This is a genomic window from Novosphingobium sp. BL-S-34 (assembly GCF_056857015.1).
In genome coordinates this window covers 481225-502907 of record NZ_CM166473.1, presented here as the reverse complement: position 1 = coordinate 502907, position 21683 = coordinate 481225, and the positions used below count along the sequence as shown (strand labels likewise).

16 protein-coding genes are annotated in these 21683 nt (G+C 65.7%); 2 read left to right on the top strand and 14 right to left on the bottom strand.

Going from position 1 to position 21683, the window contains the following annotated elements; all coding sequences use genetic code 11:
* Nucleotides 1-101 precede the first annotated feature (101 nt).
* Entirely contained in the window at nt 102-1169 is a 1068-nt protein-coding gene (locus AC1VV3_RS16310; RefSeq protein ID WP_482962892.1) for a YeiH family protein, read from the top strand.
* Nucleotides 1170-1203: 34 nt separating this feature from the next.
* Here AC1VV3_RS16310 and AC1VV3_RS16305 read toward each other — a convergent pair whose 3' ends face one another.
* The 11 genes from AC1VV3_RS16305 to AC1VV3_RS16255 all read right to left on the bottom strand — a co-directional run bounded on the left by AC1VV3_RS16305 (nt 1204) and on the right by AC1VV3_RS16255 (nt 17636).
* The gene (locus AC1VV3_RS16305; RefSeq protein WP_482962891.1) at nt 1204-2748 is read right to left on the bottom strand and encodes an alkaline phosphatase D family protein; all 1545 of its coding nucleotides are present in this window, start codon (nt 2746-2748) and stop codon (nt 1204-1206) included.
* 35 nt (nt 2749-2783) lie between these two features.
* Nucleotides 2784-3782, bottom strand: a complete 999-nt coding sequence (locus tag AC1VV3_RS16300) for a phospholipase C/P1 nuclease family protein (RefSeq protein ID WP_482962890.1) — start codon at nt 3780-3782, stop codon at nt 2784-2786.
* 68 nt (nt 3783-3850) lie between these two features.
* Nucleotides 3851-7027: a TonB-dependent receptor gene (locus tag AC1VV3_RS16295; protein WP_482962889.1), complete on the bottom strand. Its 3177-nt coding sequence runs from the start codon at nt 7025-7027 to the stop codon at nt 3851-3853.
* A 92-nt stretch (nt 7028-7119) separates the two neighbouring features.
* The gene (locus AC1VV3_RS16290; RefSeq protein WP_482962888.1) at nt 7120-8046 is read right to left on the bottom strand and encodes a FecR family protein; all 927 of its coding nucleotides are present in this window, start codon (nt 8044-8046) and stop codon (nt 7120-7122) included.
* A 76-nt stretch (nt 8047-8122) separates the two neighbouring features.
* Complete coding sequence (locus AC1VV3_RS16285) at nt 8123-8695, bottom strand: RNA polymerase sigma factor (protein ID WP_482962887.1); 573 nt, start codon at nt 8693-8695, stop codon at nt 8123-8125.
* A 202-nt stretch (nt 8696-8897) separates the two neighbouring features.
* Nucleotides 8898-9635: an isocitrate lyase/PEP mutase family protein gene (locus tag AC1VV3_RS16280; RefSeq protein ID WP_482962886.1), complete on the bottom strand. Its 738-nt coding sequence runs from the start codon at nt 9633-9635 to the stop codon at nt 8898-8900.
* Between the two features lie 122 nt (nt 9636-9757).
* Nucleotides 9758-10624 (bottom strand): NAD(P)-dependent oxidoreductase, encoded by an 867-nt coding sequence (locus AC1VV3_RS16275; protein WP_482962885.1) that lies wholly within the window; start codon nt 10622-10624, stop codon nt 9758-9760.
* Nucleotides 10621-11799, bottom strand: coding sequence for an L-rhamnonate dehydratase (locus AC1VV3_RS16270; protein ID WP_482962884.1), 1179 nt, complete (start codon nt 11797-11799; stop codon nt 10621-10623). The genes AC1VV3_RS16275 and AC1VV3_RS16270 overlap by 4 nt, the downstream gene beginning before the upstream one ends.
* On the bottom strand, nt 11796-13034 hold the full coding sequence (locus tag AC1VV3_RS16265) for an MFS transporter (RefSeq protein WP_482962883.1): 1239 nt from the start codon (nt 13032-13034) through the stop codon (nt 11796-11798). The genes AC1VV3_RS16270 and AC1VV3_RS16265 overlap by 4 nt, the downstream gene beginning before the upstream one ends.
* Before the next feature lie 92 nt (nt 13035-13126).
* Nucleotides 13127-14839 carry a GH39 family glycosyl hydrolase gene (locus AC1VV3_RS16260; protein ID WP_482962882.1) on the bottom strand — a complete coding sequence of 571 codons (1713 nt, stop codon included), beginning with the start codon at nt 14837-14839 and terminating at the stop codon, nt 13127-13129.
* Nucleotides 14840-14876: 37 nt separating this feature from the next.
* Nucleotides 14877-17636, bottom strand: coding sequence for a TonB-dependent receptor (locus AC1VV3_RS16255; RefSeq protein ID WP_482962881.1), 2760 nt, complete (start codon nt 17634-17636; stop codon nt 14877-14879).
* Between the two features lie 185 nt (nt 17637-17821).
* On the opposite strand from AC1VV3_RS16255, the gene AC1VV3_RS16250 reads away from it, so the two are divergent.
* The gene (locus tag AC1VV3_RS16250; protein WP_482962880.1) at nt 17822-18556 is read left to right on the top strand and encodes a FadR/GntR family transcriptional regulator; all 735 of its coding nucleotides are present in this window, start codon (nt 17822-17824) and stop codon (nt 18554-18556) included.
* Between the two features lie 54 nt (nt 18557-18610).
* On the opposite strand, the gene AC1VV3_RS16245 is transcribed toward AC1VV3_RS16250, so the two are convergent.
* From AC1VV3_RS16245 to AC1VV3_RS16235, 3 genes are all read right to left on the bottom strand, one after another.
* Nucleotides 18611-20251, bottom strand: coding sequence for a S10 family peptidase (locus tag AC1VV3_RS16245; protein WP_482962879.1), 1641 nt, complete (start codon nt 20249-20251; stop codon nt 18611-18613).
* Between the two features lie 115 nt (nt 20252-20366).
* Nucleotides 20367-20624: a hypothetical protein gene (locus AC1VV3_RS16240; RefSeq protein ID WP_132266782.1), complete on the bottom strand. Its 258-nt coding sequence runs from the start codon at nt 20622-20624 to the stop codon at nt 20367-20369.
* Between the two features lie 110 nt (nt 20625-20734).
* Entirely contained in the window at nt 20735-21664 is a 930-nt protein-coding gene (locus AC1VV3_RS16235; RefSeq protein ID WP_482962878.1) for a histone deacetylase family protein, read from the bottom strand.
* Nucleotides 21665-21683: the final 19 nt, after the last annotated feature.

Genomic DNA, 21683 nt, shown 5'->3' with positions numbered 1-21683 from the left:
GGCGCGCGATCGATCTCTCCGGCAGATTGGAATGACAATAACTCGCCATTAGTATGATCGGTCTTCGCAGAGCATCTGTTTCCTGACCCAAGGAGACAGCCGTGACACCGACCCTGCGCACCCGAGCGATCCGCCTGATCCCCGGCCTTGCGCTTTGCCTGGCCGTCACCGGCGCGGCTTACCTCTGCCAGCGCGCCGAGCAGGCGCTACTGGGCGAAGCCTGGCTGGAGGCGCTCGTGCTGGCGATCGTGATCGGCACGGCCATGCGCTCCATCTGGACGCCGGATCCGCGCTGGCAGGCGGGGATCGCCTTCAGCGCGCGGTTCCTGCTGGAGGCGGCAGTGGTCCTGCTCGGCGTTTCCGTGAGTGCCGCGACGATCCTGGCGGCAGGACCGGCCCTGCTGCTCGGCATCGCGGCGGTAGTGGTGCTGGCCATTGCCGCAAGCTTCGTGGTCGGACGCCTGCTTCACCTGCCCGCGCGCATGGCCTTGCTCGTCGCTTGCGGAAATTCGATCTGCGGAAACTCGGCCATTGCCGCAGTTGCCCCCGTGATCGGCGCCGAAAGTGACGACGTGGCGGCCTCTATCGGCTTTACCGCCGTGCTGGGCGTCGTCGTCGTTCTCGTGCTGCCGCTGTTCGGAGCGGCCCTGCACCTTGGCGGCTTGCAGTACGGCGCGCTCGCAGGGCTCACCGTCTATGCCGTGCCGCAAGTCCTCGCCGCTGCGGCGCCGCTGGGCTCGGTGGCCGTGCAGATGGGCACGCTGGTGAAGCTCGTGCGGGTGCTGATGCTCGGGCCGGTGTGCCTGCTGCTCTCCTTCGCCGCACCGCGTCTCTGCAACGAAACGGGAGGAACCTGGCCTCGCGACCCCGCCGGAGATCGCCCCGCCCGCGCGAGACCGGCGCTTCATCACCTTGTGCCCTGGTTCATCGTCGGGTTCCTGGCCCTCATCGCGCTGCGCTCGTTCGGCCTCGTGCCGGAGCGCCTGATCGCGCCCGCCGAGACTACGGCGACCTTCCTGACCGTCGTGTCGATGGCAGCGCTCGGCCTGGGCGTCGATGTCCGCACGGTGGCGTCCGCCGGCGGCCGGGTCACGGCCGCCGTGGTCCTTTCGCTGCTGGTGCTGGGCGCGATGAGCCTGGCACTGGTCCTGACCCTTCACATGGCCTGACCCCTTGCATGCCTGACCGGAGACAGGTTGCCCGTCAGGCCCGGTGCAGCGCCGCAGCATCGGGCGCCACTTCGTAGCGCATCAGCGTCCGCACGGTGCCGTCCGGCTTTTCCACGTCGTCCATCACCTTCACATGCGTGGTCCAAAGCCGCGGCGTCACATCGAACACCTGATAGCCCCTGCGATCGGTGTAGAGATCGAGGTTGGGATTGTTGTCGAGAACGTGCGCCAGCCCGGCCTCGCCATGGCCGTTGCCCCCGGACGAGATCGAGGTCGCCAGGAACTCGACGGCGACGGCCTTGCCGTCCGGCGCCTCGTCGCGCTCCGGCACGATACCGGCCGCATGCTTGTGATGATCGCCCGTGGCGATCACGACATTGGTCAGCCCGTTTTTGCGGATGCTTTCCACGAGACGCGCCCTGGCCGGACGATAGCCATCCCAGAGATCCGTCTCGAACGTGGGCTTGCCGGCACCCGCCGCGCGCACGTCAAGCGGCATGACGATGACCTGCTGGGCCAGCAGGTTCCATGTCGAGGGCCGCGAAAGCCCCTCGTCCAGCCACGCTTCCTGCGCATGGCCCAGCATCTGCGGGCTGGCATGGGCCTCCGGCGTGCAGGCATCCGAACGCGCGACATCGCCGCAGGACTGGTCGGTGCGAAAGGTCCGCGTATCCAGCACATGGGTGCGCAGCAATTGCCCGTAGTCGAGCCGGCGATAGGCCGTGATGCCCTGCGTCCCGGGGACCATCGCGCGGCGCACCGGCATGTTCTCGTACCAGGCCTGCATGGCCGCCATGCGCCGCAGCAGGAACACTTCGGGCGGCGTGCCGTCCTGATCGAAGTCGCCCGCCCAGTTGTTGTCCACTTCGTGATCGTCGAACGAGGCCGCGAAAGCGCAGGCCTGGTGCGCCGCCTTGAGGTGCGGGTCGGCCTTGTACTGCGCGTAGCGGCGACGATAGTCGTCAAGGCTGTAGATCTCGTCGCCCGCATGGTGCCGAACGGCCTTCGGGTTGCCGCGGCCTTCGTAGATGTAGTCGCCATAGTGGAATACGAGGTCGAGGTCCGGCTCCTGCGCCAGGGCGCCCCAGGCGTCGAAGAAGCCCGCCTCCCAGTGCTGGCACCCCGCCACGCCGATGCGCAGGCGATCGACGGCGGCTTGCGCGGCGGGCGCCGTGCGGGCCATGCCGACAGGGCTGGTATCGCTGCCGGGTGCCGTGAAGCGGTACCAGTAGTGGCGATGGGGCTGCAGGCCGAACAGTTCGACGTGAACCGAATGCCCCAGTTCGGGCCGCGCCAGTGCCTGCCCCGTCTTCACGACCCGGCGGAAGCCCGCGTCTTCGGCCACTTCCCAGCCCACCGGCACGGCAGCCTGCGGCATCCCTCCATGCTCATCGAGCGGGCGCGGGGCCAGCCGGGTCCAGATCACGAAGCCGTCCGGCCAGGGATCGCCCGAAGCCACGCCCAGCGTGAAAGGATCGGCGCCGAGCGGGCGGGTCAGTACCGCGGCGGAGGCAGGCACACCCGCCAGAAGCGCCAGGCCGCCGCCGGCCTTCATCAGGGTGCGGCGATCCAGGCTCATGAAAGGGGAGACCGAAAGCATGGAGGTTCTCCTGGTCAAGGGGCGGTGAGCGGCGCTGGGGCCGATCCTGTTTCCGGGTCGTAGTGCGGACCTGCGGGATCCTGCGGGCGCGGATCGCCCTCTCCCGGCCGGGCGCTTTCCTTCCAGGCGCGGGTCAGCAGGTCACGCAGCATGGCGGCGCCTGCCGCGCTGCGGCGGTAGACGAATTCGCGGCCCTCGCGGCTCGCCGGGTCTGCCAGCACCCCGCGCTTGTCGAGCGCGAAAATCGTCTCCACGTCCCGGTTGCTCTCGTTCAGGAACGTGAGGACGTGGGTGAAGAGGTCGCCTTCCTGCCGCTGCGGCACGCCGATGCGCTTTTCGAAATCGGCCGGTTGCAGATCGATGGAATCCGCATAGCCGATCTCGAAATGGCCGTGGATGCCGCCGCTGCGATTGTAGTTCCTGGGATTGTCGCCGAACCAGCCCTCGCAATGGATGCTGACGTGATGCGGGTTGGTGCCATCGGCGATATAGTGGGACATCCAGGCGGTGTAGAATGCCAGCGTCTGCTCGATATGCGCGGTCGGTTCCCCCTTCGAACGCTTGGACCGCAGGCTCCGCATCCCGGCCACGATGCGGCCGTAGCCTTCCATCACGGCATAAGGCATCGTGCCCGTCCAGCGCACGTTGAGGCGCTCGGCGGCCTTGGGGTCGGTTTTGACCACCCGCTCATGCTCGCGGTGGAGCGCCAGCACGAAAGCATAGCGGGAGCGCGGCACCGGATCGAGGAAGCGGAGCCGCTCGACGAACCAGGTATGGTTGGGATCCTCGTCGATCTTGGAGAACGGCTCCGAGGAAGACCGCCAGGTATCCGGCGCCCCCGCCTCTTCGCCGATATATTCGGCATATCGGCGCAGGAACACCGGGCCGTCGTCCGGCAGCGTATCGAGCGCGGCCTGGTCGATCACTGCGTGGCCCCGCCCGCCCCAGGCGAGAGCGGCGGGAGCATGCACGGTCGCAAGCAACGAAAGGGCGGCAAAGGCAAGTTTGCGCATGGGAGAAGGTTTCCGCAAGAAAGGCAAAGGGCCGGCCCGGCGCCTGCAGCGCAGGGCCGGCCGGAACGTCAGAAGTTGTACGAGATACCGACGTAAGCGCGGCGACCCGAGTAGACCGAGCTGGTCAGGCGGTCCTTGGTGTCGCTGCCCAGGTACTGCCACTCGTGCGACTTGGTGAGGTTGATGATCGAGGCAGTGAGCATCAGGCCGTCCCGGATCTCGTAGGAGGCGTTGAGGTCCACCTGCTCGTAAGGCGCGGTATAAGTGTTGAGGCCCGAGGACAGGCCGCCCACCACGGTTCCGCGGCGGTTGTACGAGGCGCGCAGCAACATGCGGCGGGTCTCGTAGAAGACCGAGGCGTTGAACTGCGTCTTGGCGCTGCCCACCAGCGGCGAGGTGCCGACTTTCTCTCCGTCGAGCGTCACGTCGGCGGTCGAGGTGTCGTTGTAGGTGAAGTTCACTTGCGCGCCGAGGCCGAAGGGCAGCGTGTGCTGCGCATAGACTTCGACGCCCTGCGAGACGGCGCTCGATCCGTTGGCGACCGTGGAATAGGATTCGATCAGCACTTGCTCGCCGGCCACGTCGCGGGTCACGTCCATCACCAGCGGAACGATGAAGTTCGACACGTCCTTGCGGAAAGCCGTGGCGCCGACGACCGATCCGGGGCGGAAGTACCATTCCAGGCCGATGTCGTACTGCCAGGCCTTGAACGCCTTGAGCTGGGAATTGCCGCCGCTGCCTGACCAGCCGGCGAATTCGCCGAACTGGTCGCGGTCGAAGGCATAGGCTTCCGACTTGTAGGTCAGCGAACGCGCCCCGGCGAGGTCCGAGATCGAGGGCCGAGACACCACCTTGGCCACCGCGCCGCGCAGCAGCAGCGTGGGGGTGATGTCATAGGACAGGTTCAGGCTGGGCAGGACATCGGTGTAGCTCTTGCGTTCGTGCAGGCGAATGTTCTCGATGATCTCGCGACTGGCGAGCGGCAGGACCTGGCAATTGCCGTCCGCGCCCAGAGGGCGATTGGGATCGAACGGGCCGCCCGGTCCGTCGACGCAGTAGTCGACGAGGTACTGGAGGCGGTCCGAGGTCTCGTCGCGCTGGATGGTCTTGACGACGCGCAGGCCCAGGTTGCCGCGAAGGCCACCGCTGCCGAAGTTCGCCTGGGCATAGCCGCCCAGCGCTTCCTCGCTGAGATTGTAGACGTTGTTCGGCTCCGGCTCGCGCACCGAGGGGCCGTAGCGCTCATTGATGATGTCGAGATAGCGCTTGAAATCGACGCCGGGATAGAGGTTGGCGCTGAACCCGCCGTTGATGTTGCCCATCGGCGTATCGTAGAAGTATTCCGGCTGCGCGACGGCGCCGGCCGGCGTGTTCTGGTAGCGGATCTTGTTCTCCGCATCGGCGTACCATTCGTTGCGCCCGGTCTCGCGGTGGACCTTCAGGCGGCGCCATTTTCCGCCGAGCTGGATCGAGCGCAGGAAGCTGCCATCGAACGAGCGGGTGAGGTCCAGCTGGACGTAGGGCTGGTCGATCGCGCTGTTGGTGAAGCTGGAATTGGTGCCGCCGATGTCGATCTGGGCCACGCCGTTCATCAGGTTCTGCTGCAGTTCGGGCGAGAACTCCATCGCCACGCCCTTGCTGCTGAGATCCCAGGCGCTGAGGAAGTTGCCGTTCTGCTCCTGGCCCGTCACGGTGATGCGCGGCTTGGCCGCGACCTGGAACCGCATCGTCGGGCCGCCGCGGGACGCGGTCTTGCCCACCTTCAGCACCGCGTCGAAACGGTCGCGCTTGTAATGCGCCTCGCCTTCGAACGTCTGCGAGTGCTGCTTCTCCTTGGAATAATACCCCGTGAGGCGCGGCGTCTCCATCGTGCACATCGGCGTCGCGGCAAGGCAGGGCGCGCCGTCGACCGAGAAGGCGGCGGACTTCATCACCGTGCCGCTCTGGTCGAACACGGCGTCGCTGAAGAACTTGCCATATCCCCACTCGGGAATGGTCAGCTGGTTCATCACATAGTCGCTGCTATATTCGAAACGGAAGTAGTTCGCAGTAATCGTCAGGTTTTCGGTCGGACGGAACTGCGCGGTCGCCTGGATGCCGAAGCGTTCACGATCCTGGTCGAAGACTTCGGCGCGCACGGACTGCGGCGCCCAGTATCCGGTGTAGTGATCGCCGTCGATCGTGCTCTGGCCGCCGCCGGTCCAGTAGGAGACCGCCGCATCGTTGGCGATCGGATTGCCGTTCACGTCGATCGCGCGTTCGAGGACCTGGCCATCGGCGCCGCGATCGCTCCACCAGCGCCAGGTGCCCGCGGTGGAGCGCATCTCGCGGTTGGTGCGCTTCTGGTAGACGCCGCCGACCAGGAAACCGATCGTCTCGTCCTCGTTCTTCCACGAGAACTGCGCGCCGATCTGCGGCTCGAACTTGTCGCTATTGTCCGAATACGTGCCTTCGGCGGAGATGAAGCCCGATCCGGCAGGCACGTCGAACGGGCGGCGAGTGTTCAGGATGATCGTGCCGCCGATGCCGCCTTCCTCCAGTCGTGCCTCGGAAGACTTGTAGACTTCGGTGCTGGCGATGAAGTTGGCGGGCAGCATCACATAGTTGAACGAGCGCTGGGGATCGCCGCTGTCTGCGCCGGCCAGGAAGTTGCCGTTCAGCAAAGTCTGCGTAAGACCGGGCTGCAACCCGCGAATGCTGACGCGGGAACCTTCGCCGCCGTCGCGGGTGATGACCACGCCGGGCATGCGCTGCAGGGCATCGGCGACGTTCTTGTCGGGAAACTTGCCGATGTCTTCTGCATTGATGACTTCGACGAAGGCATTGGCCTGGCGCTTCTGCTCCAGGCTTTCCTCGATCGACTGGCGATAGCCGGTCACGACGATGTCGGGTTCCGGGGCCGGTTCACTCGCCGCAGCAACGGGACCGTTTCCCTCCGTGGCCTGCGCCAGCGCCACCACCTGACCGTCATCGCCCACCACGCGCAGGCCCGAACCGGCGATCAGCTGGCTCAGCGCTTCCTGCCGGGTCATCGTGCCGCGCACCGAAGCCGCCGTCAGCCCGCGGATCTTGGCCGCCGGATAGACGATCTTGACTTTGGCCTGCTTCGAGAATGCGATCAGCGCCTGGCCCAGCGACTGCGACGGAACGTCGAAATAGATCGTGGCAGCCTGCGCCGGAACGGCAAGCATCGCGGTCGAGGCGACCATGGCGGCGACAAGCGAATTGAACCTACGGACGGACATGAAAATCTTACCCCCGATATGGCGCAACGTCTGCGCCATTCGCGGGGATGACGGGATTGAAAAGGTTTGCCTCCAAGTCGAAGCAAAAAAATTCAGCGGATCAGTTCGTAACCCGTCGCATTGGTCACGACACGCGCGTTCAGGCTCAGGGACACGGCCTGAAGAAACTGGTCCGGCCGGTCGAGATCGAAGCGACCGCCGATCTTTTCACGCGCCAGTTCGGAATCGCCCACCGTGATCTTGCGCGTGAGATGCCGGTTGAACTCGCTCGCCGCCTCCGCCACGGATTCGTCGAGGAAAACGATCTCGCCCATCCGCCATGCCATCAGCGAGGCCACCTGCTCCGTGCTGCGCGTTTCCAGGCGCGGCGAGCCGTCCTCGACCAGAATGACCGAATCGTTGCGGCGCAAGGTCAGGCCGCTCGCGGTCTGCGGCAGATGCAGCGCCGCGCCGTCCACCAGCGTCAGTTCCGCATGGCCGTCCTCGATCCTGACGTCGAACAGGCCCGGCGCCAGCGGCAGTGAAGCGTCGTTGGCGCGCAAGGTCGCCGCGCCGCCGTGCCGCAAGTCCAGCGCCATCTCGCCGCGGTCCAGCCGGAGTGTCCGCTCGTGGCGGCCGAACCGCCAGGACAGTGCACTGTCAGTATTGAGGTAGGCGACATTGCCGTCGGGCAAGGCCACGCGCTTCGTCTCGCCAATCCCGGTCTTCGCCGAATCCCAGGCATAGGCGCGCTCGGCCAGGAAGCCGGAGCCGAGCACGGCCATCGGCACGCCCACGGCGGCAACCTTGAGCCACTGCCGCCGACTGGCGCGCGAAGGCACGGCCGGGGCGACCGGAGCCCCGGCGATGCCCTCCCATTTCGCGACGATCCGCGCATAGGCCACGGCGTGGGCAGGATTGGCGGTGCGCCACGCCTCGAACTCATCCGGACGCGCGGTTCCCGCGTCCAGCGCCGCGAACCAGCGCGAGGCTTCCGCAAGAAGGGCATCCTGACCCAGAGGATCTTTCGAATTCGTCATGTATCGCGGCGTCTGCAGTGGGTTGCGATCGGCTAAGTGTCGGTCCTGAGACCCTTGTCTATCAAGCTGGCGCAAATCAGAGAAGCATCTTCTCCCGCACGCCTTCCGATGGCGCCTCGCAAGTTCGGTCCTGCGGGGTCAAGGCATGGGTCAGAAGTTCGACCGCGCGCGCCAGTCGTTTCTCGAAAGTGGAGACGCTGATGCCGAGATCGCTGGCGATCTCTCGCGGGGTTTCCTCTGCAAAGCGGCGGCGCACCAGCGCGATCCGGCAACGCTCCGGCAGGGTTGCGATAGCTTTCTGGACATGCGCCATCTGCATCCGCGCGGCGACGGTGCGGAAACTGTCGGGCGTATCGTCCGCAACTTCGTGCAGCGACAGTTCGGGCAGCGGCTGCATGGTCACGACCCGGGCCTGGCGGATACGCTCGATCGCCTGGTTGTGGATCATGCGCATCACATAGCCCGGCGGATTGGCAATGGCGCTCCACCCATCGAGCGTGAACAGCTTGGCGTAGACGTCCTGCACGATATCGCCCGCCTCCTCGTCGTTGCGAACGGTGCGGCGCGCATAAGCGAGATAGGCCCGCTCATGCGGCAGGACTTCGTCGACGAACCAACGATCAATCGGGCGAACTTGAGGCGCGGTCACGGCGAATGGCTCGGCAGCGAGAAGAGGACGGCCCGCGACTAAGCGACTATAATGTAAGTTTTGCTACATGGACCGAAAATAGACGCCGCGTCGGCCTGGCGCGAATGGCATTGCATGGTTCTGCGGCCGGTCGAACCGGAAAGGCTCTCACCGGCCGGCAGAGAGAATCGCGCCCTCGCGGCAGATCGCCGCGAGGTGCGGATCAGGCTTCGAAGCCCTTCAACGCGGCCGCAGCCTCGTCGAAGGCCTTCCAGACCGTGCCGGCAAGCGCCGCGCCCACGCTGCAGCGGCGGGCGCCCAGTCGCGCGTAATCCGGGATCGTGTCGAAACTGGCGACCAGCACGTTGACCGGCTTGGGCGCGACGGCGGCGATCAGTTCGGCAACGGCGCCATGATCGAGCATGAAAGGCACGAACAGGACATCCGCGCCGGCCTCGCTATAGGCGACCGCACGCGCGATCCATTCGGCGGCCGGCGTTTCCGGCGCGCGGAAGAATTCGCTTCGCCCCACCAGCAGGACATCGGGATCGAGCGCTTCGCGCACGGCCGCGATACGTTCGGCCCCGAGGCTTCGGTCGTAGATCGCGCTACCCGACCAATCCTCGATCGACAGGGCGGCAATGCCGGTGGCCGCCGCGCGCATGGCATTGGCGGCGACCGCCTCTGGCGCGTCCGCGAACCCGTTCTCGAAATCCGCATTCACCGGCAGGCCGGTTGCCGCGACCAGCATTTCGAGATGCGCGACCGCTTCGTCGCAGCTCAGTTGGCCGTCATCCTTGCCCAGCGCCCAGGCCGCACCGGCACTGGTGGAGGCGATGGCCTGGAAACTCTGGGCTTCAAGCCGTTTCGCGCTGCCGGCATCCCAGGCATTGGGGAGAATGAAGAAGCCATCCTGGTGCAGTGCGCGAAAGCGGGCGCGTTTTTCCTCGGTGTTGAGCATGACTATTCCCGTTTGAAAGTTCTCGTCTTGTTCTACCTCGCCGAACAGGATGCTGCAACCGGGATTGGACGGCGTCATGCTTCCGGCACCGCAATCGCCGCCCCCCGCAAGGGCCCGCGGGATTACCGCAGCGGTTCGATGATCGAGGCGATGTCCTGCTCCCCATGTCCGGCCGCCGCCGCATCGAGGAACCGCTTCCGCGCCGCCTCCGCAATGGTGGACGGAATTCCGGCCTCGGCAAGAGCCTGACCGGCGTAGCTCAGGTCCTTGGCCATCAGCGGCACGAAGAAGTGCGGATCGTAGGCCCGGTCGAGCATGCGGCGCGAGACCGCCTTGAGCAGCGGACTGGCCGGGGCGCCTTCGGTGAGGACCGAGACGGCCTGCTCCACGTTGAGTCCGCGCTTTTCGAACAGCGCCAGGGCTTCGGCCAGGCTGGCCGCCTGAACGCCGCAGAGGAAGTTGTTGGCGAGCTTCACCGTGGCACCGCTGCCGACCGGGCCGAGATGGACCGTCGTGCCTCCCATCGCGTCCAGCACGGGACGCGCGGCTTCGAGGACGTCCGCTGCCCCGCCGACAAGAAAGCGCAGCGCGCCTTGCGCCGCCTGATCGCGGCTGCCGGTCACCGGTGCTTCTAGGAACCGCACGCCGCGCGACTCGGCCAGCGCCGCCAGTTCGGTCACCCAACCGCCGGTGAGCGTGCTGGAATCCAGGGCGATCGCCCCTTCGTGCATGGCCGCCAGAGCGCCGTCTTCGCCGGTCCAGACCGCGCGGGACACCGCATCGTCGGCCAGCATGGCGATGACGACCGCAGCCCCGTTTCCGGCATCCGCCGGTGAGGCCGCAATCCGCGCGCCCTCATCCGCCAGCGGCCGCGCCTTGTCCGCGCTGCGGTTCCACACGGCGACCTCGAAGCCCGCTGCCAGCAACTGCCGCGCCATGCCGGAGCCCATGATACCCAGGCCGAGCACGGCCACTTTCATCCTCGTCATCCGATCACCTTGAAGCGCGAGAGGGCATCCTCGTCGATTTCGAGGCCGAGCCCCGGAAGATTGTCGTCCAGGTCGATGTACCCGTCCACCGCCTGCGGCTCACCCTTGAAGATGTACCAGAAAAGCTCGTTGCCGACTTCTACGTCCACCATCGGGAAGTACTCCGCAATCGGAGAATTGAGGCTGGCCATCACCACATGGTAATTGTGCATCTGCCCGGCATGGGGGACGACCGGGATGGAATAGGCTTCCGCCAGCGCCTGGATCTTGCGCGCGGCAGTGATGCCGCCCACCCGGTTGGTGTCGAACTGGAAGTAGTCGAGCGCCCTGGCCTCGATCATCTGGCGGAAGCCGAAGCTGGTGAATTCGTGCTCGCCCGCCGCGATGGGGGTAGTGCCGAAGCGACGCAGCTCGTGATAGCCGTTGATGTCGTCGGGGATGATCGCCTCTTCCAGCCAGCGTAAGTTGAACGGCTCTATCAGCCGCATCATGCGCTTCGCATAATCGAGGCTCCAGCCCATGTAGGCATCGGCCATGATGTCGATCTCGTCCCCCACGGTCTCGCGCACGGTGCGAAGCAGTTCGACGTTGCGGGCCATGCCCTCTGCGCCGTCGATGGGCCCCCAGCCGAAGCGCAGCTTCATCGCCTTGTAGCCTTGCGCCTTGTAGCGGGCGGCTTCTTGGGCGAGTTCGTTCAGCGGGACCGAATAGAGACGGCTGGCGTAGACCGGGATCTTCGCCTTGGTGCGCCCGCCCAGCAACCGGAATACCGGCTGCTTCGCAGACTTGCCCATGAGATCCCAGATCGCGATATCGAGCGCGGAAATGGCCACCAGCGCCACGCCCTTGCGCCCGAAGGCCATCGTCTTGCGGTACATGTGCTGCCAGAGAAACTCGCTGTCCCACGGATCCTGCCCGATCAGCAGGGGCGCGAGGTACTGGTCGATCATCTGCTTGGTGACGAGCGGCGCCAGCGCGGCATTGCCGATCCCGACAAGCCCCTGGTCGGTGAATATCTCCACGATCAGCCAGCCATGGAACGTGAAGGTGCCCATGGTCTCGGGCGACAGCATGGGGGACACGAGGTCCATGGGATTGGTGCAGAAATGCGGCGGCAGCGGCACGGTATCGCCCTGCCACTGGACGACGCGGGTGCGGACTTCGGTGATCTTCAAGGCAGGACCTTTCCTGAAAAATCAAGTTGCGAGATGCGGGGAATGGTGAGGCAGATCAGCGCGAAGGCGATCAGGTGGAGCATGGCGGCCACGGTCAGCACGGGCGGGTAGCCCAGCCCCATGTCGAGCGCCAAGCCTGCCGCCTGCCCCATGACGATGCCGCCGAAAGCGCCCCCCAGGCCGACCAGCCCGGCCAGCCGCCCCAGCGCGCGGCGCGGAACCAGGTCGGTCGGCAGGGTCATGACCAGGGTGGACCAACTCTGCTGGCCGAAGAAGGCGAGGCTGAAGATCGCGATCACGGCCGCGACCGAAGCGGTAGCCGGCACAAACATGACCCAGGGCATGCAGGCGGCGCTGGCGCCGAGCGCGATCTTGCGGGCGGCGTTGACCGAATGACCCGACGAAAGCAGGCGGCTCGACAGCCAGCCGCCGCAGAGGCTGCCCACGCCCGAGGCGGCATAGGGAATCCAACCGATGGTGGCGGCCTGCCTGAGGTCGAAGCCATGCGCCTCGAACAGGTACTTGGGCAGCCAGAACAAGTAGAAGTACCACGCGCCGTCGCTGAGGAACTTGGCGCAGACGACGCCGCGCACCTCGCGGCGGGCGACCAGCCCGGCCAGCGTCGGCGCGGGGCCGCTCGTCACTTCCGCGTCCGCGCTCTCGGACGGCGTGCGATAGGTCAGGAACCACCAGACCGCCCAGGCCAGGCCGAGGCCGCCGGTAAGAAAGAACACCCAGCGCCAGCTCGCCAGGCCGAACCAGTGGCCATAGGCCAGCACGCCTGCGATCAGCGGCGGTGCGATGACCGCGCCGACCGCCGTGCCGGCATTGACCAGTCCCATGGCCGCCGCGCGGTGGCGGGGCGCGAACCATTCGGCGACGGCGCGGGTGGCGGCGGGGAAGCCCCCGCCCTCCCCCATGCCCAGCAGCAGGCGGCTGACGACCAGCGCCGCGATCCCGCCCGCAAACCCGTGGCTGGCGCAGGCCAGGGACCAGAACACCATGATCGCCAGAAAGCCGGCGCGCGTTCCCACGCGGTCGAGCAGCCAGCCACCACCCAGGTACATCAGGCCATACGTGGCCAGGAAGGCGGAATCGAGGAAGGCCTTGGTCTGGTTGCCGATCGGGATATCGGCTTCGATATACTTGATCGCCCAGGGCAGGGTCTGGCGGTCGAGATAGCTGATGGCGATGGCGACGGCGATCATGGCCGCAATCGCCCAGCGTCCCCGCATCGGACCTGATGCTGTCTCAGGCCTTGCCCCTGTCCCTGTCCCTGTCCCTGTCCCTGTCCCTGTCCCGGTCACGGCTTCCACGTCTGCCATCCTCACTGGGCGTCGAGCATGACCAGGGCGACACCCTGACGCGGCAGGCGCAGCGAAACACGGGCATCCTTTCCGCTTGCGCTCACGGCGATCCGCTCCGCCTGCATGCGCGACGCGGCTTCCAGCTGGGCATATTGGTTCTGGTCGGGAGACTGGGGCGATCCCATCTTCTGCCAGGCCGCGAAGGCATTGGCGTGATCGCGGTCCACCCGCCACAGGCTCGCCCCGGCAGGCGCGACCTTGAGGCCCTTGAGGTTGACGGTCACCTGCGCGGCGGGCCCGGCGACGTCATCGTCGTGATAGTGCCAGAGCAGCAGCGCCACTTTGCCCTCGGCGGTTCGCGTGGCGATGGAGCCGATGTCGGCATTGCCTTGCACGCCTTGCGCCATCACCGCTTCGAGCGGGATCTGCGCGGCGTTGAGCGTCGCCAGCTTCGTCTCGCCAAGCTGGGCGAACATGCGGAATACGTTGAGCACCGGCAGGTCGACGCCATTCGTGGAAAGCTGGCGATAGCCGGCGAACCAGGGCTGGTCTTCGAACTCGAAGGACCAGGACAACACGCCTTCCAGGTTGACCTTGCGCTTCTGCGCCAGTTCCCAGATCCGCGCGAAGCTGGCCGCCGTGTAGCTGGAATACATCGTGCCGTTGCGATAGTCGTTCTGCGGGCCGGGGCAGGCCGCGCAGCCCTCCGGATCGCTTTCGCCGATCACCACCGGCTTGCCCGCCAGCGCAGGGATCGACAGCACTTTGGTGAAACCGCCATCGGTCTCGCGCAGATGCGTGGCTATGCCCATGCGGACATGTCCGTCCACGAAGGAGGGCTTGCCCTTGGCATGGAACGAGAGAAAATCGGTGGGCGTGCCGGTCTCGCCGGTCGCATAGTTCTTCCCCGAGGATACGTGCTTGAGGAAACCGTCCATGAACGTGCCGCCGGGCCCCGCCACATCCGGCCCACCCACGCGCGCGCTCGGCAGGGCCTTGCGGATCGCTGCAACGGCGTAGTCGTGCAGCTTGTAGAATTCCTCGGGACTTGCCGACCAGTAGAAGTTGGAATTGGGCTCGTTCCAGACTTCGAAGTACCAGCTTTCCACCTCCGCCTTGCCGTAGCGCTCGATATTGTGGAGCGTCCACTGGCGCACCAGTTCCGCCCACTTCTCGTAATCCTTCGGCGGATAGGTCCAGCCGGTGGCGATCAGTTTGTAGTCGAAGCCTGGGCGCCAGCTATGCTGGTAAGGCGTACCCTTGGGCGCGCTGGACAGGGCCTCCGGCATGAAGCCGATCTGGAGATAGGGCCGCACGCCGCGCGCCAGATAGGCGTCGATGATCCCGTCCACCACCGTCCAGTCGTAGACCGGCTTGCCATCCTTGCCTTCGCTGTAGGCATTGGTGCTGCCCCACTTGAAGGCCGGCGTGCCATCGCCCGAACTCAGGAGATTATGAGCGCGGAAGTAGACCTGGCCGGACTTCAGTTTGCCCAGTTCGACCAGCAGCTTGCGGCCGTCCTTCATCGTCGCGTAGTTCGGCTCGTCGGCACCGAAGAACCGCCACACGGGGGGCAGCTTGCCCTCGGCCCGGGCGGTATCGACGGTGACGGTCACGTCCCTAGCGGTATCGGCCAGCGCCGTCCCGGCCTTGCCGGCCGCCGTCTGCGCATGGACCGGCAGGGGAAGCGTCATGAACGCGGCCATTGCAGCGATCGCCCTGGGTATCGTCATCGGGTCATCCTCTTGAATGGGAGCATTGCCAAAGTCCTCACATCTTGGCCCGGAAACCGAGCGCGATGGTGCGGGTGTAAAGGACCGTATCGCGCGGGAAGAGCGCCGGGTCGTTGAAAGAGGTCTTGTAAAGGTTCTTCAACACATTGGTCGCGTCCAGCACGACCGTGAAGTCCGGATTGATCTCATAGGAGAATGACAGGTCAAGGTTGCTGATCTGTCCATTGGTGATGAAATTCGGATTGATGCCGGTGAAGTGCAGCCCGGCGTTGTACTTGTCGCGCCAGACATAGGATGCCCGGCCCGAGAAACCGCCCTTCTCATAGATCAACGTCGCGCTGGCGGAATACTTGGAGACGTTCTGGAACGGGATGTCCATGTATCCGGTGACGCCCGGCAGGGGAGAGAGCGCCTTGTTCTTGCCGTCGATATAGGTGCCGTTCGCGCTCACGCCGATGCCGTCGAGCCAGGTGGGCAGCCCCTTGGGGAACAGGGTCACACCGCCCTCGATCCCCTGGATCTTGCCCGAGCCCGAGTTTTCCGGCCGGGTGATCTGGTAGACCCCGTTGTCGGCCCCGAGGTAGTCGATATCGAAATTGCTGGTGACGGACTGGATGAAGCCCGTCACGTCGCGGCGGAACAGGGTGGCGGTGATCGAGCTGGACCGATCGATGTACCATTCCAGCGACAGGTCGTAATTGTCCGAACGGATCGGCTTCAGGTCGGCATTGCCGCTGCTGCCGCGTCCGAAAGGCTGCTGTCCCGGGACGGGCGGCGTCAGCGTCACTGCCGGGTTGAGCTGGGCGAAGCTGGGCCGGGTGATCGTCTTGCTGGCGGCGAAGCGCAGGAACAGATTGTCCTTCAGCTTGTAGCGCAGCGCCAGGCTGGGCAGGACGTCGGTGCTCTCATTGCGGATCGTGACGGGCGAGGTCGCCCCGCGCAGGACCAGGAAGGCGTTCGACGTGATGTCGGTGCGGATAACCCGCAAGCCGATCTGCCCATCCAGCCGCCCCGCCTCGATATTGGCCTGCAGATAGCCGGCGTAGTTCTTCTCGGTGATGTCGAAGTGCTGCGTATCCTGGAAAGCCGGATCGGCGGCGGCCAAGCCGAAGGTCTGGCGCAAATCGCCGATCCGATCGAGCAGGTAGCTGGTGGAAGGCGTCGCCCATTGCCGCGCATAAGGCCGCGTGCCCTTGTAGAACCCGCCGGGAGTCAGCGTCATCAGGCCGGGCAGATCGTCCGCCTTGATGGAGTAGCACTTGACCGCGCCGGTGGCGGAGCAATTGACGGTCTGCACGAAGGAGTCCGACCTCGCATCCCGTTTGCTGATGCGGGCGCCGGCGTCGATCCCGGAAAAGATCAGGAATGGCGAGCGGTAGGAGACGTCCGCACGCCACGCCAGCTCCTTGCCGTCACCCACGGTGCGCGTCGTCGAGAGGCGCGAGAGATAATAGCGTGACGGATCGGCGATATCGTCGGCGGGGAGCACGAAAGTCGGCGTTCCCGAACCATTGTTGAACACCGCATCCGTGCGCGCGGCGATGAAATCGACATCGAGGTTGTTGGCGATGTCGGTGGCCTTGGAGCGCGTATAGGAAAACTCGCTCGATGCCTCCCAGTCGCCGCTCTTCCAATCCGCCCCGAGCGCACCCTGGTAGCGGTCCGCGGTGTTCTGGTAGGCCTGCCCGAACTGCGCCACGCGCCCGCCGGCGATGCTCAGCGACTGCACCAGCTTGGTGTCGTCCACGAACTGGAGCGGCGAGAGCAGCGTGCCGTTCATCGAGGTGAAGTTCTGGTTGCCGTTGCCCTTTTCGCGGTAGCCGTAGAACAGGCCGTCGGCATGGACGGTCAGCCGGTCGTCCGGCGCCCATTGCAGCGCGACGTTCACGGCGGGCCGCTTGCGCGTGCCGATCCGGTCGAAGGCGCCGATGACATCGGTGCGGAACACCCGGGGGTCGGCAGCGCTGGTTCCGCGCGGGTCGAGCGGTACGCCGGGCGTGTAAGGCGCGCGGCTGTTGTCGAGATTGTATCCGAAGTAGCCGCCGCCGAAGATGGTCTCGTCGCGGTAGCGGGTCTGGTGGAATGAAACGCTCACCAGCGCGCCGATCTCGCCGATGCCGGTGGACCAGCGATCGGTCAGCAATGCGCTGGCATAGGGGTCGATCTTGTCGGCCTGCTCGCTGTAAACCTCACGGCCGGCCAGCGCGAGCTGGAAACCCTTGAAGTCGAACGGCCGCCTCGTCCGCACGTCGATAAGACCGGCGATGCCGCCTTCGAGCTGCTCCGCGGAACGGGACTTGTAGACGTCGACGCCGGCCACCAGATCCGCCGGAACGTCTGCAAGCGAGAGCGAGCGGCCGGTGGTGGTGAAGATGTTGCGCCCGTTGATGAGCGTCACCACGTCGGGCAGCCCGCGGATCAGCACGGTGGCGGATTCCCCGCGCGCGCGCGGAGCGACCTGGACGCCGGGCACACGCTGGAGCGCCTCCACGACATTGTTGTCCGGCAGCTTGCCGATGTCCTCGGCCACGACCGAGTCCACCAGTTGCTGGGCGTTGCGCTTGATGTTCTGCGCGGAAGAGAGGCTGGCCCGCATGCCGGTGACGATGATGTCCTGGCTGGAAACGCCCAGGTCCGGCGCTTCGCCCCCGCGCCCGGCTGCCACGGCCTGAGCGGCATCCTGCGCAGAGTCTGGCCCGGAAACCTGTGCGGCGTCCTGAGCGGCGTGGGCGGTGCCTGATAGCGTGAAAAGGATGGCGATCGCGGATGCGCTGCCCAGACCAAATCCAGTTTTCATGATATCCCCTCCGAGTCTGTCTTTTATTTCTCATACTAGATTGCCGATCATTCTCGGCATGACAAGCCTGATTCCGGCATATCGCCGCTCCAAAGCCAAATTTGGTATTTTTTTCTCATACTAGATGTCCACGACAACGTCGCTCCGGGCTTGACGTCAGCGCGAGGACCGCAGACGAGGGGTGGATGAGCGTTGAAGACGACCATCCCCTGTCGCGGCACGCGACGCAGCCGACACGGGCGATCCATGATCGGATCGCACACGACCTGGCGATCGCGATCGTCGGAGGCCGCTACCAGCCCGGCGAAATGCTTCCGGGAGAAGAGCGCTACAGCGCGGAACAGGGCGTTTCGCGCACCGCCTACCGGGAAGCCGTGCGTGTTCTTTCCGCCAAGGGCCTGGTCTATAGCCGGACCAAGAGCGGCACCCGCATCAACGAGCGTCTGCGCTGGAACATCCTCGACCTCGATGTTCTGGCCTGGATGTTCGAGGCCGGGCCGACGCCGGAATTTCTGCGGGACATCTTCGAACTGCGCACCGTGGTCGAACCCGCCGCAGCCCAGTTCGCGGCCATGCGCCGCGACGGACAGGACATCTCGCGCATGGGTCATGCCCTGGAGGAAATGCGCCGTTTCGGGCTACAGACCTCGGAAGGCCGTGCAGCTGACCAGAGCTTTCACAACCTGATCCTGATGGCCACCCGCAACGAGGCGCTCATCAATCTGGCCACTTCGGTGACCGCCGTGGTCGCCTGGACCACTCGCTTCGCCCGCGACGAACGCAAGGAATCGCGCGATCCCATGCCGGATCACGATGCCGTGTTCGACGCCATCCTGCGCGGAGACCCCGAAGAGGCGCGACTCAAGATGCTCGCCCTCATCGGCAATGCCTCGCGCGATGCGGGAATGTCGGGCGCTTAGAAGCCAGGACCTCTTCTATTTTTCATACGAGATTCGGCGCTTGCGACAGTTCCGTCAGCGACCCGTTCCACTTCCCCCCGACGTCTTGCGGATGAACGCGGCCACGTTGTCGTGAAGGGCGTGTAGTGACGGCAGGTGCGCGTAGACCATGTGGCCCGACTCGTAATACTGATACTCGACATTCGCCTGCAGGGCGGGTGGCACCGGCAAGTGCCGCATCTCGAACACGCCTTCGAAATAAGGCGTCGAAACGTCGTAATAGCCGCCGTTGACCATGACCTTCATCGTCGGATTCTGCTTCATCGCGATGGCCAGGTCTGGCAGCACATTGGGCAGCGCGATCAACGGCTTCCCGGCGGCGGGCGGCTTGTGCCGATAGTCCCAGCTGCCATAGATGCCGATGCCGGGCTTGAACTGCTTCTCGCCGCCCTCGCCCGCCGCGTAATGCAGGGTGCCGCGCGCATATTGGTTGAAGGCGGCAACGTAAGCGCCCTCCAGCGCCGCGCTCTGCGGGTCGTAGTCCGCCACTTTGCTGAGCGGATCGAGCGTCGCCCCGGCGAAGCGCGTGTCCAGAGTGCCGGTTGTCAGTCCCTGGTCCGACAGCAGTTCCTTCTGGAAAGCGCCATATTCGATCCTGAGATTGGTCTTCAGGAGATAGTCGGCCGATAGGCCCGTATAGGCCGCCAGTCGTTCCGCGATTTGCCGCCGCTCGGCGTCGGTCAGCGCATTGCCCTTCATCAGCGCCTGGGCATATTCCCCGGTGGCGAAGGCCTCCACTTGCGCCAGAAGCGCCTTGAGATCGTCCGGCCGGTCAGCCAGCTTGCGATGATACCATGCCGTCGCCGCGTAAGTCGGCAAGGCGACGATATAGGGCAGGTCGACCGAGGGATTGGACTGCGGATCGTCGGGCATCAGATCCCAATTCAGGATGTCCGACAGCAGGATCACGCCGTTCAGGTCGATCGAACGCGCCTGCAGCGCCAGGGGCATGCCGGCCGCGCGCATCGTGCCGTAGCTTTCGCCGAACAGGTACTTGGGCGAATTCCAGCGACCGTATTTCGAGAGGAATTGCTCCACGAATTGCGAAAAGGCGTCGATGTCCTGGTCCACGCCGTAGAAGGCCTTGGCCTTGTCCTTCCCCGCGATGCGGCTGAAGCCGGTGCCGGGTGCATCGATGAACACGAGGTCGCTGGCGTCGAGCAGGCTCGCGTCGTTATTGACGGTATTGTACGGCGCCGGCCCGGTATGGGCGCTGTCGGCGGTTTCCACCCGCACCGGACCGAAGGCGCCCATGTGGAGCCAGACGCTGGACGATCCGGGACCGCCGTTGAAAAGGAAGGTGATCGGGCGTCCAGGCGCCCGCACGCCGTCCTTGAAATAGGCGGTGTAGAACATCGAGGCTTCGGCCTTGCCGACCTTCTTGTCGTCGTCGTCCTCGGACGAACGGGCATCGAGGGCGTCGGTGTCCTCCCATCCCTTGGCATGAACGACCAGCGTGCCCGCCACGGCGTGGTAGGCCAGGCGCGAACCCGCGATCGAAACCGCGCCCGTGGACTGCACCGCTTCGGGCTGGAACAGCGCGGGGTTTTCGGCATCGCCCGCAGGCACGTCCGGCGCGCTGGCCGCAGGTGCGGCAAACGCGGCAGACGCGGCCAGGAGCGAGGCGAGCGGCAGGGCGGCCAAAGAATACTTCATCCAGCGTCTTTCGGGAAAATGCGGCCGCATCGTCAGGCCGCGATACCATTTTCGATGACACGCCCGCCCCGTTTCCGAATGGCCGGTGCGCCGCAGTCCGTCCGGTGGGAGGGGATCATTCGTAATGCGGATCCTGGAGTGCGTTCATCCAGTCGGGACACTTGTTCTCCGCCTCGCCGCGAAAGGCTTCGCTGTTGAAGGCCATGAAATCGTGAGCGGCGTCCCGCGCCGTCATGTCGGCGGGGATGCGGTAGCTCGCCGCCACCGCGTCACCGCAAGCCGCGGTCCAGCCGGCGACGTCTCTTTCCCGCTGCATCCAGAGCTGGACCAGCCAGAGAAAATCGTGGCGCTTGTCCTGCATCGTCGGCATCATGCAAGTCCTTCAAAAGTGACAGAGACGCTAGGTTGCATGGCGGGATCGCCCGTGCAACCTCCCGCAGGCCCCGCTTCGAAAAATCGGCCTGTTCCCGAAGCCGCGATATCTCAGGCACCATGACCGGCCGCCTCGCCTGCCGCATTGTGCAGGCCCGCGCCCAGGGCGAGAACGGTGCGGGCGTGCCTGCCCGCCACGGCGGCGCGGTCCGCGCCGTAGCCGCCGCCCAGAGTGCTCGCCAGGGGGAGGCCCCGCCGCCGCGCTTCGCGCGCGACCATCCGGTCCCGCGCGAGCAGGCCGTCATCGGACAGCGCCAGTCGGCCCAGTCGGTCGTCGCCATGGGCGTCGACACCGGCCTGCATGAGGATCAGGTCCGGCATGAATTCATCGAGCACACCCGGCAGCGTGCGGCCGAGGATGTCCATGTAGGCGGCATCGCCCATCCCGTCGGGCAGCGCGATATCCAGGGAGGAGCGCGCCTTACGGGTGGGGAAGTTCTTCTCCGCATGGAGGGACAAGGTGAATATGTCGCCGCGGCCGGCAGTCAGCGCCGCGGTGCCGTCTCCCTGGTGAACGTCGAGGTCCAGGACCAGGATACGGGCGGCATCGCCCTCCTCGATCAGCCGGTTCGCGGCCACGGCCAGATCGTTGAACACGCAGTAGCCCGCCCCTGTATCCGCCAGCGCGTGATGACTGCCGCCCGCGCTGTTGGCCGCATAGCCGTGCCGCAAGGCGAGCTTCGCCGCGAGCCAGGTGCCGCCGACGGAAAGCTGCGATCTCCGGGAAATGCCCGCGTCCACCGCAAACCCGATCCTGCGCACCTTGGCGGCCGGAACGGTGCAGCTGAGAACTTCCTCGACATAGTCCGGGTCATGGACGGCTTCGAGCCAGCGGCGGGGCATCTCTTCCGGCAGGTGCTCGGTCATGGGCGCATGGCTGGCGCGAAGCGCGTGCATCACCAGCGCATATTTGTCGTGAAGAAATGTTCCGGCCGCCCTTGTCGGGACCACATATGCGGGATGGTGGACGACATGCAGCATCACCCGGCAGACTAGCGGT